Origin of the sequence: Haloarchaeobius sp. FL176, from assembly GCF_024609245.1 — an archaeon.
GTDB lineage: Archaea > Halobacteriota > Halobacteria > Halobacteriales > Natrialbaceae > Haloarchaeobius.
In genome coordinates this window covers 39,208-52,750 of sequence record NZ_JANJYH010000002.1, presented here as the reverse complement: position 1 = coordinate 52,750, position 13,543 = coordinate 39,208, and the positions used below count along the sequence as shown (strand labels likewise).

The 13,543-nt window shown below is 69.1% G+C and carries 13 protein-coding genes, 1 tRNA gene and 1 pseudogene; 7 read left to right on the top strand and 8 right to left on the bottom strand.

Going from position 1 to position 13,543, the window contains the following annotated elements:
- Positions 1-138: 138 nt before the first annotated feature.
- Positions 139-795: a type IV pilin gene (locus NO978_RS03330; RefSeq protein WP_257298104.1), complete on the top strand. Its 657-nt coding sequence runs from the start codon at positions 139-141 to the stop codon at positions 793-795.
- Here NO978_RS03330 and NO978_RS03325 read toward each other — a convergent pair.
- From NO978_RS03325 to NO978_RS03315, 3 genes are all read right to left on the bottom strand, one after another.
- Positions 785-1,324, bottom strand: coding sequence for an NUDIX domain-containing protein (locus tag NO978_RS03325; protein WP_257298103.1), 540 nt, complete (start codon positions 1,322-1,324; stop codon positions 785-787). The two genes, NO978_RS03330 and NO978_RS03325, sit on opposite strands and share 11 nt — an antisense overlap.
- 2 nt (positions 1,325-1,326) lie before the next feature.
- Positions 1,327-2,436, bottom strand: a complete 1,110-nt coding sequence (locus NO978_RS03320; protein ID WP_257298102.1) for a pyridoxal-phosphate dependent enzyme — start codon at positions 2,434-2,436, stop codon at positions 1,327-1,329.
- A gap of 89 nt (positions 2,437-2,525) precedes the next feature.
- On the bottom strand, positions 2,526-3,482 hold the full coding sequence (locus NO978_RS03315) for a succinylglutamate desuccinylase/aspartoacylase family protein (RefSeq protein ID WP_257298101.1): 957 nt from the start codon (positions 3,480-3,482) through the stop codon (positions 2,526-2,528).
- A 217-nt stretch (positions 3,483-3,699) separates the two neighbouring features.
- Here NO978_RS03315 and NO978_RS03310 point away from each other — a divergent pair, with 217 nt between their 5' ends.
- From NO978_RS03310 to NO978_RS03285, 6 genes are all read left to right on the top strand, one after another.
- Positions 3,700-4,455, top strand: a complete 756-nt coding sequence (locus tag NO978_RS03310) for a hypothetical protein (RefSeq protein WP_257298100.1) — start codon at positions 3,700-3,702, stop codon at positions 4,453-4,455.
- A 126-nt stretch (positions 4,456-4,581) separates the two neighbouring features.
- Positions 4,582-5,934 (top strand): MFS transporter, encoded by a 1,353-nt coding sequence (locus NO978_RS03305; protein WP_257298099.1) that lies wholly within the window; start codon positions 4,582-4,584, stop codon positions 5,932-5,934.
- Between the two features lie 45 nt (positions 5,935-5,979).
- Complete coding sequence (locus NO978_RS03300; protein ID WP_257298098.1) at positions 5,980-6,930, top strand: hypothetical protein; 951 nt, start codon at positions 5,980-5,982, stop codon at positions 6,928-6,930.
- Positions 6,931-7,018: 88 nt separating this feature from the next.
- Positions 7,019-7,936 carry a hypothetical protein gene (locus tag NO978_RS03295; RefSeq protein ID WP_257298097.1) on the top strand — a complete coding sequence of 306 codons (918 nt, stop codon included), beginning with the start codon at positions 7,019-7,021 and terminating at the stop codon, positions 7,934-7,936.
- A complete protein-coding gene (locus NO978_RS03290) occupies positions 7,937-9,421 on the top strand; it encodes a hypothetical protein (RefSeq protein ID WP_257298096.1) in 1,485 nt (494 codons plus the stop codon).
- Complete coding sequence (locus tag NO978_RS03285) at positions 9,418-9,690, top strand: hypothetical protein (protein WP_257298095.1); 273 nt, start codon at positions 9,418-9,420, stop codon at positions 9,688-9,690. Before NO978_RS03290 ends, NO978_RS03285 begins: the two co-directional genes overlap by 4 nt.
- Before the next feature lies 1 nt (position 9,691).
- On the opposite strand, the gene NO978_RS03280 is transcribed toward NO978_RS03285, so the two are convergent.
- From NO978_RS03280 to NO978_RS03260, 5 genes and pseudogenes are all read right to left on the bottom strand, one after another.
- Positions 9,692-10,306 (bottom strand): rubrerythrin family protein, encoded by a 615-nt coding sequence (locus NO978_RS03280; protein ID WP_257298094.1) that lies wholly within the window; start codon positions 10,304-10,306, stop codon positions 9,692-9,694.
- A 299-nt stretch (positions 10,307-10,605) separates the two neighbouring features.
- A tRNA-Ser gene (locus tag NO978_RS03275) sits at positions 10,606-10,687 on the bottom strand.
- Between the two features lie 218 nt (positions 10,688-10,905).
- A pseudogene (locus tag NO978_RS19895) lies at positions 10,906-11,544 on the bottom strand (hypothetical protein); the annotation flags it as partial.
- A gap of 1,318 nt (positions 11,545-12,862) precedes the next feature.
- A complete protein-coding gene (locus NO978_RS03265) occupies positions 12,863-13,063 on the bottom strand; it encodes a hypothetical protein (RefSeq protein ID WP_257298092.1) in 201 nt (66 codons plus the stop codon).
- A complete protein-coding gene (locus NO978_RS03260; RefSeq protein ID WP_257298091.1) occupies positions 13,060-13,440 on the bottom strand; it encodes a Rid family detoxifying hydrolase in 381 nt (126 codons plus the stop codon). Before NO978_RS03260 ends, NO978_RS03265 begins: the two co-directional genes overlap by 4 nt.
- Positions 13,441-13,543: the final 103 nt, after the last annotated feature.

Below are 13,543 nucleotides of genomic sequence, written 5' to 3'. Positions count from 1 at the left end.
ACGTTCGAGTTCGACGTGGTGACGATGTCCGGCCGCTCTGAGCGCGGACGAATGTCGATTCGCCGTCAACTATTTGCCCATTCCGCCGCTCGATAGAGGTGTGTTGGGGGACACAGACGCAGTCGAGGGGTGCCGACGGTGAACACGCTTGAGTCGAGCGACGACGACGCGGCAACGTCGCCGATCGCCGTCGTGCTGATGGTCGGCCTCGTGTTCGTCACCGTCGTGACGGTGGCGGTGTACGTCCCGCAGTTTCTCCAAGAACCGCCCGAGCCCGCACCGTCGGCACGGATCACGTTCGAGGAGGCGAACTTCGGGGACGGCGTCGCGAAGAACGACACCCTCGTCATCACGCACGATGGTGGCAGTGAGCTCGACCGCGACCGCCTGACTGTCCTCGTCGGCGGCGAGACCGTGTACAACGGCACCGAGGACAGCGAGAGCTCGTCGTCCACGTTCGACGTGCCGGGCCTAGTCGTCGAGGTCGACGACGACGGGTTCAACGACCTGAACAAGCCCTGCCGGGTCGACGGCGAGCGCGTGTCGCCGGTGGGGACCTGCGGGGGGCCGCCCGGCGACAGCAACGGGTCGGACTCGGGCGTCGTCCTGGAGTGGGCCGAGAACGTGAGCGCGGGCCAACGCCTAGTCATCCAGGAGCGGAACGCGGGCCAGACCTACGACGTGCTGCAGCCGGGGGAGTCGGTCACCGTCATCTACCGCGGCGACGACTTCACCGCGGTCCTCGCGGAGACGACCGTCGGCACGGGCCTCAACCGGACGGTCGTCACGCCGTAGCGTCCCGCCGGAACCAGTCCCATACGGCGCGGAACCGTCCCGTGTGGTCGCCGTGGAGGACGCCCTCGTACGGCGCGAAGGACTCGGGCGTGAACCAGCCGATGGCTCGCACCTCGTCGCGGGCCGTCGCCGTCCCGTCACAGCGGTGCGCGTGGACGACGTAGCCGACCGAGACGACGTACTTGCCGTCGCCGTTGCTGGTGTGGAAGCAGTCGAGCAGTTCGAGCGCGTCGGGGTCGACGCGGAGCCCGGTCTCTTCATCGAGTTCGCGTGCGGCGGCGACGGGTGCGGGCTCGTCGGCCTCCAGATGGCCGCCCGGGATGCTCCACTCGCCACGGCCGGGCGGCACGTCGCGCTGGACGAGCAAGACGCCCTCCTCGCCGACGACGCCGACACCGGCACAGGGTGCGGGGTTGTGCCAGACGACCCGCTCGCAGGCCTCGCAGTAGCGACGCTCGCGCCCGTCGAGCCGACGCTCGCCGAGTTCGGTGCCACAGTCCGGGCAGAAGCTGGCGGGATAGGTCGTCACGGTCAGAGCGTCGTGAGCCCGCTCCCCGTCAGCGCGACGACCACGTCCTCGTCCTCCTCGACGACGCCCAGCTCGCGGTACTTGGTGAGCGCGGCCGGGGCGACGGCACAGGTAGGCTCGACGTAGAAACCGTCCCGGTGGAGGGTGTCGAGCGTGTTCTCGACGACGTGCTCGCCGAGGGCGATGGCGTCGCCTCCGGAGTCCTCGATGGCCGCCGTCAGCTGATCGTGACGGGCGGGTTCCGATATCTGGATGCCGTCGGCGATCTCGTTCTCGGTGTCGTCCTCGTCCTCGGCGACGAGTCCCCGGAACTCGTCCGCGATGGGCGCGTAGCCGGCGGCCTGTCCGACCAGCAGCCGGGGCGTCCGGTCGACGATACCCGCCCGCTCGAGCAGGTCGAAGCCGCGGTACGCGCCGAGGGCGAGCGTGCCGTGGCCGACGGGGAGCACGACCGCGTCGGGCACCGTCCAGTCGCGCTGGGCGGCGAGTTCGATGGCGAAGGTCATCGTGCCGGCGTAGAACGCGGGGTTCCAGGCGTGGCTGGCGTACCAGCCCTCGCCGGACTCGACGGCGTCGACGGCTGCGCTTGTCACGTCCTCGCGCGACCCCTCGACTCTGACGGGGCGGGCACCCGAGCGCTGGATGGCCATCAGCTTCGACTGCTTCACGTCGGCGGGCACGTACACGTCGGCCTCGATGCCCGCGCGGGCCGCGTACGTCGCGATCGCCGCACCGGCGTTGCCGGAGGAGTCCTCGATGACCTTGTCAACGCCCAGGGCGGCCGCGCGCGAGAGCGTCGTCGTCGCGCCGCGGTCCTTGAACGAGGCGCTCGGGGAGACGTACTCGAGTTTGAACTCGGCGTCCCAGCGGTCCGAATCGACGACCGGCGTGAAGCCCTCGCCAAGCGTGACGGCGCGGTCCACCGGGAGGAACTCGTGGAACGTCCACAGCCCGCGTCGGGTGTCGAGCTGGCTCACCGGCAGCGGCTCACCGTCGGGAAGCGGTGGCGTCTCGAGGTCCAGCGCGTGGCCGCAGGAACAGCGCCACGGCTCGTCCGGACCGGCGTCGTACTCCGCACCGCAGGCCTGGCAGTAGAGGTTCTGTAGTGTCATGGAAGGGATGTGGCTGATGTCGGAGGCGTGTGACCGATGACGGGTCTGACTGGGTGGTCGCAGGGCTGGCAGATAGGTTTGCCGGGCGGTCAGTAGCTGTCGAGGTCGGTGCCGACCGAGCAGACGTACTCGCCGGTCGCGACCTGCGGGAGGCGGCGCGTCCGCCAGAACAGGCCGTTCGAGTCCGCGGTCACCTCGGCCTTGAGCTGGCCGAACGGGTCCGTGACGCGGAACAGCGTGTCACCGCGCTTGACCCGGTCGCCGAGGTCGACCGTGAAGTCGACGAGCCCGCCGGCCGGCGCGCCGTACTGGTCGAAGCCCGACGCACGGGTCTGTGGCGTCAGGTCGGTATCGCCGTCGACGAACTCGTAGTGCCGGAGCACGTTGAACACACCCTCGGCGCCGACGGCGACGCTCTCGGGGTCGAAGCCGACGGTACCGCCGAGCTCGGGGTCGATGGTCGGGATGCCCTCGTCCGGGCCCGCGCGAGCGAGCTGCCCGTCCGGCCCCTTCTGGTCGAGGATGTGCCCCGCACCGAACACCTTCGCGAGTTCGAGACAGCGCTGGTGCATCCGGTGGCGGCGGCCACAGCGAACCCGCGCCTCGTGTATCATCCGGCTGTCCGAACCCTGGTGCAGGTCGAGGATGAGGTCCGCGTCGCGTGCCGCGTCGAACGTCGCGGCCGCGATGCGCTCGGAGGAGGTGCCTTCGGAGTCGCCGGGGTAGGTCCGGTTCAGCTTCGTGTCGTCGATGGGGTTCCGGTGGGAGTCGATCTGGAAGCCGTGGTAGTTCACGATGCCGACGATGCGGATCTCGCCGGCGAGCTCGGCGGGGTCCAGCTTCGGGAACACCTCCCGTATCACACCGACGCCGTTCAACTCGTTGCCGTCGCTCGCCGCCTGCATGTAGAGCGTCTTGCCGTCGCGCTCGCCGTTCACGACGGCGACGGGCAGGCCGACGGGACTGCCGTCGCGGGTCTCACCGACGGTGAGGCGACCGGTGTCGACCTCGCCGGGAGCCGCGCTGGCCGTTCCCAGAGTCGTCATTAGCGTAGCCATAGGTCGGTCCGCCTTTAGGTGTTCTGTCTGCGGTGGGATGGAGTGGTGAGCCTGCAGCTATCCGGGACTCGACAGGGAAGTCGCTCCGGCGACCCCGGAACCGCCCGGTGAAGAATAGATTCGCGTCACTCGTCCCGCGAATCGGTCCCCCGAGCAGGGGCGATTGCTACCGAAAACATTTAACGAAATCGACAAACTACTGATTATGGACATCGGAACCGAATCTATCTCCTTCCTCCTCGTCGGACTCCTCATCGTGGTGCTTGCAGGGTCGATGCACCAGCCCGCTGGCGAGACAGTGATGGTGTCAGAACTCGTCAGCGAGGGAGACCACCCGCCGGATGCCGACATCGTCGAGTACACCGACCTCCCAGAGCCAGCACAGACGGTAGTCGACGAGACGATAGCTGAGGACTACACGTTCTTCTCGTCGTACGATAACTACGCCGCGTCCGAATCACTTCGCGGAGACAAGTACATCCGAAAGAACGGACAGGTCTACCGCATCAGGACGACGTCCGGTGACGATGGCGACGGTCTGTTCGCTGCCATCGCCCGTGACCTGTCACTGGCAATCGGTGGGCTACTGGCCGGGACAGCGGTGTATCTGGCGGACCGGAAGCGCCGTCTCGTCACCCTGGCTGCGTTTCCCGTCGGGGCAACCGCGGCAGTCGTCGGAATGAACGCGATTGCCGCTCCAGACCCGTCGGTCGTCGCGTGGCTCGGGAACACGTTGTTCGGCCTGGCGGCAGGTGTTCCGATTCAGGCGGGCGTCGCGGTTCGACGACGAAGCCGCCGCATCGGTGCAGTCTCGGCTGGAACGCTCGCTCTGTCGGTGATTGTCCTCTTTTCGGGGGACACGCTCTCGGGCCTCTACTTGCTGGTACCACTGGTTCTGTTGGGCGTCCCCGGTATCGGCTTCGGCTGGTGGCTCGGGAAACGGAGCAGGGTCCGGTCGTAGTCCCATAGCCAGCTATCCCGCCACCTCGTCGCTCTGCACGACCTCGTCTTGGGACGACGACGTTCCCCGCCCGACGCCGCGACCGAACCTACTATACCCGTATCGGACGCACCTCCAGCCAACATCATGGCGGACGCTGACACGCCCGGCGCGTTCACCTACTTCCGGCAGTTCTTCGCGCTGGAGCGGGACGTGTTCGTGCTCTCTGTCGCCATGTTCGCGTTCAGCCTCGGCTTCCAGATGACGGGGCGGTACATGGGCGAGTACATCCTCTTCCTCGGCGGCTCGGAGCTAGTCGTCGGCCTCTACGGCAGCTTCGGGAGCCTCATCGGTGCGGCCTATCCGTATCCCGGCGGTGCAATCTCGGACCGTATCGGCTCCCGGTCCGCACTCACCCTGTTCGGGCTGGCCTCGGCGCTCGGCTTCGCGGCCTGGGTGTTCGCGCCGGCACTCGCCGTCGCTGGAATCCCGGCGTGGGCCTGGGTGTTCGTCGGGCTACTCCTCGCGCAGGCCTGGAAGTCGTTCGGACTGGGCGCGACGTTCGCCGTCGTCAAACAGAGCGTGTCGAACGACCGGCTCGCGGCTGGCTTCGCCAGCACGGAGACGTTCCGCCGGACCGCCTTCCTCGTCGGGCCGCTCGTCGCCGCCGGCCTGCTCGCGGTCTACGGCTTCGACCCCGGGTTCCAGTACGTGCTCGCCGTCGCGGTCGGCTTCGCCCTGGTCGGAACGCTCGCCCAGCACGTGCTGTACGAGGCCGAGGAGGACTCGCTGGGGAAGGAGTTCGAGGGGCTCTCGGGGGTCCGGGACGACCTCGCAAACCTGCCCGACCCGCTACGCCCGCTGCTCGTCGGCGACACGCTCGTCCGGTTCGCGAACGGGATGGTGTACGGCTTCGCCGTCCTCGTGGTCACGCGCTACCTGGCGACCGACGCGACGCTGTTCGGCGTGTACCTCACGCCGGAAGCCCTGTTCGGGGTGTTCCTCGCGGTCGAGATGGCCGTCGCGCTCGTGACGATGGTGCCCGTGGCGAACCTGGCAGAGCGCGTCGGGCTCAAACCCGTCGTCGGCCTCGGCTTCTTCGTCTACGCCGTCTTCCCGGTCATGCTCGTGGCGGCGCCCGACGGCGGTGTCGTCCTCGACTCGCTGCCCCTCCTCGGCACCGTCTCACTCTCGGAGGCCGTCGTCGTCGGCGCGGTCTGGGCGTTCTCCGGGCTCCGATTCGCCGGGTTGCCCGCGCACAAGGCGCTCATCGTCGGGCCCGCCGAGGAGAACACCAGTGGGCGCGTCACCGGCTCGTACTACCTCGTCCGGAACACGCTCACCATCCCGAGCGCCGCGTTCGGCGGGCTGCTGTACGGCTCGGCTGGCTATCTCGGCTACTCCGGCCCGGCGGTCGCGTTCGGCCTCGCCACCGTCGTCGGCCTGCTCGGGACCGTGTACTTCCTCCTCCGCGGGGAGGAGTTCGGGGCCTACGCCTGACCGGAGACCGACGCCGATTTGTCCCTCTCGCCCCAACCCCCGGACGTGACAGACGCCACCGAGTCAGTCGACCAGGTCGACGGCGAGCCGACAGCCGAGACCGACGGCGACGTGGCGGCCGAGGCCGACGCCCCATCGTCCGACGACCACCGGCCCGGCCGGCCGCCACTGCTCCGGTTCTTCGAGGCGCTCGGGTTCCGCCGCCACGCCCGCGTGGGCGTCGTCTCCGGCATCGTCCTCGCCGTCGGCCTGTACGGGTTCTTCGTCGCGGGGCCGAGCGTCGTCCCCGGCGTCCGCGACCGTCCCGAGTCGCCGCTGCTGTTCGCGGTCCTCGGCTTCGTCGTCGCGGTCGCCACCGCGCTGTTCGTCACGACCGTGCTGACCGTCCGCACCCTCGCGCGGGCCGTCGCCTCGCCGCCGAAGTGGGTCCGCCGCGGCGGCGCGCTCGCGGCCGCCGGGGGGCTGCTCTGGACCGCCGGCACCCTCGCGGGCGTCGCCCCCGCCGCCGACGCCGTCCGGCCGTGGATCTCGGTTCCCGTGCTCCTCGTCGTCTGCGGTATCTGGGCTACCCACACCCGCATCAAGCGACTCGACAGTCCGCTCGACCGTGTCGGTACCGTCCTCGCGACCACCGGCGTCGCGGGCGTCCACGTCGCCGCGCTCCTCGAACCAGCGCCGTTCCTCGGGGCGTCCATCGAGCCCGCGCTCACGCCGTTCACCGGCAGTGTCGCCACGCTCGCCGTCGGGACCACGCTGCTCGCGGCCGTCGCCCGCCACGAGCTCGGGACGCTCGCGGACGCGGCGACCGGTCTCTCGGCGCTTGGGACGCTGGCCGTCGCCCTGGCGCTCGTGGACATCGTCGCCGTCTCCGGCGCGGCCGCCGTCGTCCCGCTCGCACTCGCCTGGGTCGCGCTCGGGCTCGCGCTCCGGGGGTCGCCGACGCCCGCGAACTGGTCGCCGGACGAGGTCGGCTCCCTGCTCGACGACGGCGGCTGACGATTGGAGCGCCGGACGCTCGTGTTTTCCAGGCCCGAAAAGCCGCTCGAAGGATTATAGGTGCCCAGTCCCAAGCCGGGACTAGACGATGCAACGAACGAAGACCCTCCTCCTGGTCGTCGTCCTGCTCGCGTCGCCGGTGCTCGCCGGCTGTGCGAATCAGGGCGACGCCGAACAACCGACGACAGCACCGACGGACGGAACCGCGACCGACGCCCCGACAACCGACACCACCGGCACCCAGACCGACGACGGCGGAGACGCCTTCTCCGACGCCGAGGAGCGTGAAATCCGGCAGTCCGCCCTGTCCGCGCTTCGGGACGTCTCGGACGTCCGGGTCGAGGGCGTGCTCAACCAGACCGTCTCGACGGCGACCGCCAGCCAGTCGACCAGTGCAACGTTCGCCGTGACCATCGACGCCGAGCAGCGCCGCCTGGTCGTCGACCAGACCACCCGGACTGGGGGACGGGCCGTGAACCAGACGACGTACCTGCTGAACGACTCGCTGTACATCCGGAGCCCGGCGTTCGAGCGGCAGTACGGCTCGCAGTGGGTGACCCAGAACGTCGCCGACCGCTACGACGGCCTCTGGCGGAACCGGAGCGCGCTCCAGCTGCACACGAACCTGCTGGATGTCACCGAGAACGTGAGCGTCACCGGCACCGAGACCGTCCACGGCGAGGAGGTGTACGCGCTCTCGCTCCGCCCGAGTGAGGCCGAACTGGCCGAGCTGAGCGGCGTCAACTTCGGTGCCGGCGAGGTCCACCGGTTCGACGCCACCCTCTACGTCTCGACAGAGACGGACCGCGTGGTGCGCTCGGCCATCCACGTGAACGAGACCGTCACCGTCAGGGGACAGGAGCTCCAGCAGGTCGTTGACGTCCGCCGTGACTTCGTCGCCTACGACCAGGGCGTCGACGTCACGCTGCCGCCCGAGGCCGACGGTGCGGTCCCCATCGGTGGGAACCAGAGCGTCACCACGGCCGCACGGCAGGTGACTGCCTGAATGAGTCGCGGCCGTCGTCTGGGCGTCCTCGCCTGTGCCCTGCTGGTCGTCCTCGCGGGCTGTGGCGCACAGGGGGTCGACCGCCCGGAGACGGCCACCGCGACGACGGAGCCGACCACGACGACCGAACAGCCGGCCGTCGGAACCACCGACGCTCCGGGTGACGACTCCGACCCCGGAATCCGGTACCGAGGTGACAGTCTCTCCTTCGAGGCCGCACCGGTGTTCGACCGCGTCGAGTCACTGCTCGGCGTGACCGCCGACCCGCCGAACGCAGTGTCCGTGGAGAACGCCTCCACGTGGTTCGGGACGAACGTGACCGAGCGCCGGGCCCCGACCGGGACCGGCCGCTTCGGCGCGCTGGTCGGCGTCGAGACCGCCGGCAGCTACGCCGACCTGCGGGAGACACCCAACGGCGCGACCAGTCCCTTCGGCAGCGTCAGGCTCTACCCCGGTAGCGGCTCGCCGGCCGCGCTGGAGGTCGTGCTCGCCCACGAGTTCGTCCACGTCGTCCAGTTCCAGCGCAACCAGGTGTCTGCGGTCCGGCGCAACGTCGGTGGCACGAGCACCGACGCCCGCTGGACCGCCCGGAGCATCGTCGAGGGTGTCGCCGTCTGGACGGAGACACAGTACGTCGAGACCTACGGCCTGGACGCCCCGACCGGCGGCGAGCGGACGACGACGCTCTACACCGAGGCCACCCCCGGCACGCCCTTCCGGCACGGCCAGGGCGCATACCGGTTCGGGTACGACTACGTCCGCAACAACTCGCCGGGGCTCGACAGAGTCGAGCGACTCTACGAGCGGCCACCGACGACCAGCGAGCAGGTGCTCCACGGGCTCGACCCGAGCAGCGAACCCCCGGCGGAGCTGTCCGTCCGGACCATCGCCGACGGCACGACGTGGCGCGGGTCCGCCACCGACACGCTCGGCGAGGCGTACGCACGCGTCGTCCTGGAGAACGGTGTCTCCATCCCGGACTCCGTCGATGCCGCCGCGGGCTGGGGGAACGACCGCCTCGTCAGCTATCGCGAGCGGCCGACCGCCAACGCCAGCTTCGTCTGGGTGACCCGGTGGGACACTGCCGCCGACGCCACCGAGTTCCGCGACGCGATGAACGCCACCTTGGGCGCCGGCGGCGAGCGAACCGGCGACCGCTGGCGACTCGACGGCGATGCACGCGCGACGACCGACCGTCCCGGCGACACCACCGTGGTCGTCACGGTCGGCGACGCCGGCCTGCTCGACGCGCTCGACCTGTCGCTCGACCGGGACACCATCGTCCTCACGACGAACCAGTCGGCGGCGAACACCATCTGGACCATCGACGCCGCACCTGCAGTCACCACGGCGACGACGGGACCCGTGACTGCCGAGCGGCCGTCCGCACTACCGGCCCTCCGCACGACCCCGCGTCGTCAGTTCGCGCAGACATCGCTGGCACCACAAACGACAACCCCCGAGCCGGCGTACGCCCACATATGACACGCGAGCAACTCCAGACCGCCGGCGAGCACGTCCGCGCCGCCGCACAGGCAGCTACCGACGCCGACGCTCGAGAACGACTGTATCGACAGGCAGAGGAGTTCGAACGCCATGCCGAGGCCGAACGCGGCCCCGACCACGGCCGGCTCGCCCGCCACGAGCGCATCCTCGACGACATCGCGACCGCGGAGGGCGGCGAGGTCCGCGAGGAGGTCGACGCCGCGCTCGACCACGTCCACGCCTACCGCGAGAACCTGCCCGGCGTCTGAGTCAGCAGACCGGCTTCGGGTTCACGCCCATCGCCTCCAGCCGGTCGACGTACACGTCGTACGCCGCAGTGACGACGCCGCTCGCCGCCTCGACCGCGGCCTCCCAGTCCGCGTCGTCGGTACAGACCGAATCGAGCGCCGAGAGCGCCGCCTCCCGTCGCTCGTCCAGCTCGTCGCCGTAGCTCCGGAACGTCTGCGCCGTCGTCGGGTCCGCCTGCCCGACGAAGAAGCCGACGAGCTGCTCCTGCAGCTTCTTCGTCACGATGGTCGCGGCGACGAGGCCGCCGGCTCGCTCCGCCGCGCCCTCGCAGTCGTCCAGCCCACCGAACACGCCGCCCTCGACCGTCTCGTCGGTCTTCCCGGCCGCGTCGCCCGCTCGTTCGCCCTCAGCGTCGGCCGCCGCCGACAGCGCGTCGGCCAGCTCGCCGTCCGCGTGCTCGGCCCACGACTCGTACCGGTCGGCCTGCGCAGTCGCGAGCGCCTCGACGACCGCGAAGACGTTGTCCTCGTCCATCTCCCCGCCCGTCAGCGCGTACAATGACTTCGAGGAGCCGAGCCGCGACAGCTCCGTCCGGTTCCCGTCCTCGACTGCCTCGACGAATGCCGCTGTGTCCATGTCCGGCGGTTCGACGTGCGGGCGCTTGTAACCACCGCCAGGCGCACGACCTGCCGGGGGTCGTGACGCGGCGCTGGTCGTGTTGCGTCGCGAAAAACGCCAAGACAGGGATTTGAACCACGGTCGGACGTGCTCGCTTCGCTGCGCGCGACCTCTCTGCTTCAGATCTCCGTGGGCGTTCTGGACCGCGGGAATCACTCGTCGCGGCCGCTCACGGGTCGCTCCGCGTCCCGTTCGCAATCGTGGTCCTCACTGCGTTCGGACCAAGCGCTCCTCGTTCAGTTACTGCGGTCCAGAAGCGCCAGGACAGGGATTTGAACCCTGAATCCCGAATGGGAACACGCTTTCCAGGCGTGCGCCTTACCGTTCGGCCATCCTGGCTCGTTCGTCGATTGTCGGGTGCTGCATTTAACGGCTACGTTTCTCTCGGGCGCCTATCGGTCGGCGCTGCGCCCGGCCACGAGCCAGCAGCCGAGCGCTGTGAGCGCAGCGAGCGCACCGAACCCGGGCGAGCCGCCGTCGCCCGACGGTGTCGCCGTCGGCGCTGTCGTCGGGGTCGCAGTCGGTGTCTCCCGTACCGCCGCCTCGTCGTTCGCGGCGTTGGGGTCCGTCTCGAACTCGCTGACCTCCTCGCCGTCGTCCAGACCGTCGCCGTCCGTGTCGGCGGCGGTCGGGTCGGTCTCGTGGTCGGCGACCTCGGAACCGTCGGTGAGCCCGTCCTCGTCGGTGTCGGTTAGGATGGGGTCGGTGCCGTGTTCGTTGACTTCCGCACCGTCGTCGAGGCCGTCGCCGTCAGTGTCGGCGGTTGCTGGGTCTGTGCCGTGCTCACTGACCTCTACACCGTCATCGAGACCGTCGCCGTCAGTGTCGGCGGTTGCTGGGTCGGTGCCGTGCTCGCTGATCTCCACACCGTCATCGAGGCCGTCGCCGTCGGTGTCGGCGGTCGCTGGGTCGGCCTCGTACTGGTCCAGCTCGACCGGGTCGTCGAGACCGTCGCCGTCGGTATCGGTCGCGTTCGGGTCCGTCCCGTGGTCTCGTACCTCGGCGACGTCGCGCAGACCATCGCCATCCGTATCGGGGTCCGTCGGATCGCCCCCGCTTTCGAACTCCGCGCCGTCGTCGAGTCCGTCGCCGTCGGTGTCCGCGTAGAACGGCGAGGAGACGTTGCGCTGCTTCTCGGCCATGTTCGTGACGCCGTCCCCGTCACCGTCCCGTTCCGTCGACGGTGCCGAGAGCACGTCTGGGTCCTCCGGTACAGCGGGCGCATCGCTCGTCGTCACGTAGCGGTCCAGCCAGTCGTCCATCGAGTGCCCGACGACCCGTTCGACCGCGGCCGTGAGGTCCTCGTGCGTCATGGCACTCGAGTACTTGCCCGCCTCCTGGTTGAGGACGTAGATAACATCACGGAGGGTGTAGTTCCCACCGGTCTCCTGCCGGATTCGCGCGTCGAGCGCGGCAGCGACCCGCGACCCCTTCCGGTAGTCCGAGTCGTCGTCCCAGGTATCCGGCTCGGCGAGGACGACCGACCGGTCGTCGTCGGGTGCGACCCAGTCGTGGAACTCACCGAAGGACGTCTGCCCCTGCTGGTACGTTTCGAGTGCGGCGAGGTATTCCGCGGACCCTTCGACGAACCATTCGAGGTCCGTGTCGGCGTTGAACCACTGTCTGACGTGGGCATACTCGTGTACCCAGACGTTGTTCGGATGGTCGACCCGGGCTGTGCTCGAGACTATCGTATCCGGATTCCCGGGTACTTTCATCCCGCCGGGCTCCCGGTCCACCGCGAACACGGTCACTCCCTCAGTGTCCCAGAACGGGACGTAGTTCCCCGATGCGTCGGTCAGGCTCGCACGGATGTCGGAACCATCGCGGGCCGCCGAGTCGGGGAGCACGACTGTGAACTGCTCGTCCTCGGTCTCCCACTTTGCGGTTCGATGGGGGCCCATGTAGACCGCCTGGCGACCGGCGTGGCCGTCGCCGTTCTCGAAGTGCGTCGTGCGGAGCTTCCAGTCAGTGGTCCCGAAGAAGTCGAGCTCCCCCTCGACCGAGGAGGTCGCCCGGGCCAGCACTCGAACGTCCGCGAGGGCCCAGCCATCGGCTTCGATGAAGCCGTCCTCTCCGAAATCGGAGTTCAGCGACTCGAAGACGACGGTCATCGACGGCTCCGGGTTACCCCGCTCCCAGACGTACGTCACACCCTCTTCGTGCAGTCCGGTCGTGCTCGTCACCGTCCCGTCGATCGGGGGCCAGACCTGCACCCGGTCGATACTCTCGTGGACCTCGTACGCGATGGTGACCCGAACGTGTCCCTCCCGATCCGGCGTCCGGTCGAAGGTGAGAATCTCGTGGACCGGTGTCGACTCGTTCGGGGCCGTCGACGAGGCGTCGTCCGGTTCGCTCGCCGAGCCACCGGGTTCATCGCTTGTGGTCGCCGACGGAACGCCGCCGACGACCGGTGTGACAGCTCCGAGTAGCAACAACACGATACAACAGGCAACCAATTTGTCGTTCATTACTTTCCGACAAAATTGTCGGGGTTAAAGTAGCTTCTGGCAGTCACCGACCGCGCCGGAGCAGCCGGGCCTCACCGACGTACGCCGCCACAGCCACGGCGGCACCGACGACGACACCCACGCCGATGGCGGGGAGGATGCCGACGCTATCGCCGCCCAGCGCCACGTAGCCCTGGTGCAGCGCGAGGAAGGCGAAGACGCCGACCGCGCCCCACAGCAGGGCGGATTTCGTGCGTTCGTTCACTCCGCGTCGACGATGGCCTCGATCTCGACGCCGACACCTTTCGGGAGGTTCGCGACCTCGACGGCCGAGCGAGCCGGCGGGTTGTCGACGAAGTACTCCTTGTAGGCGTCGTTCATCTCGTCGAAGTCCTCCATGTCGTCCATGAAGACGGACACCTTGAGCACGTCGGTCATGTTGCAGCCCTCCTCGTCGAGGATTGCCTCGATGTTCTCGAGGGACTGGCGTGTCTGGACGGTGATGGACTCGTCGTCGAGTAGCTCGCCGTCGGGCGTCATCGGAATCTGGCCGGCCGTGAAGATGACGTCGCCGTTGGTCGTCGCCTGGCTGTACGCGCCGACGGCCGCGGGGGCGTCGGAAGTGCTGATGGTTCGCTTCATATGCTGGGCGACGGAGGCCTTCGACTTAAAAACCGACGACTTCCCCGACGCCGGGCCACCGACGAGAACCGGTCGTTCCTTGACGCCCCGGCCCAACATCGTG

Excerpts from the sequence above, each read along its gene's own strand:
- NO978_RS03320 (WP_257298102.1), bottom strand. The coding sequence starts at position 2,436 with ATGACACTACAGAACCTCTACTGCCAGGCCTGCGGTGCGGAGTACGAC.
- NO978_RS03280 (WP_257298094.1), bottom strand. The coding sequence starts at position 10,306 with ATGGACACAGCGGCATTCGTCGAGGCAGTCGAGGACGGGAACCGGACG.
- NO978_RS03315 (WP_257298101.1), bottom strand. The coding sequence starts at position 3,482 with ATGACGACTCTGGGAACGGCCAGCGCGGCTCCCGGCGAGGTCGACACC.
- NO978_RS03295 (WP_257298097.1), top strand. The coding sequence starts at position 7,019 with ATGCAACGAACGAAGACCCTCCTCCTGGTCGTCGTCCTGCTCGCGTCG.
- NO978_RS03305 (WP_257298099.1), top strand. The coding sequence starts at position 4,582 with ATGGCGGACGCTGACACGCCCGGCGCGTTCACCTACTTCCGGCAGTTC.
- NO978_RS03310 (WP_257298100.1), top strand. The coding sequence starts at position 3,700 with ATGGACATCGGAACCGAATCTATCTCCTTCCTCCTCGTCGGACTCCTC.
- NO978_RS03260 (WP_257298091.1), bottom strand. The coding sequence starts at position 13,440 with ATGAAGCGAACCATCAGCACTTCCGACGCCCCCGCGGCCGTCGGCGCG.
- NO978_RS03285 (WP_257298095.1), top strand. The coding sequence starts at position 9,418 with ATGACACGCGAGCAACTCCAGACCGCCGGCGAGCACGTCCGCGCCGCC.
- NO978_RS03290 (WP_257298096.1), top strand. The coding sequence starts at position 7,937 with ATGAGTCGCGGCCGTCGTCTGGGCGTCCTCGCCTGTGCCCTGCTGGTC.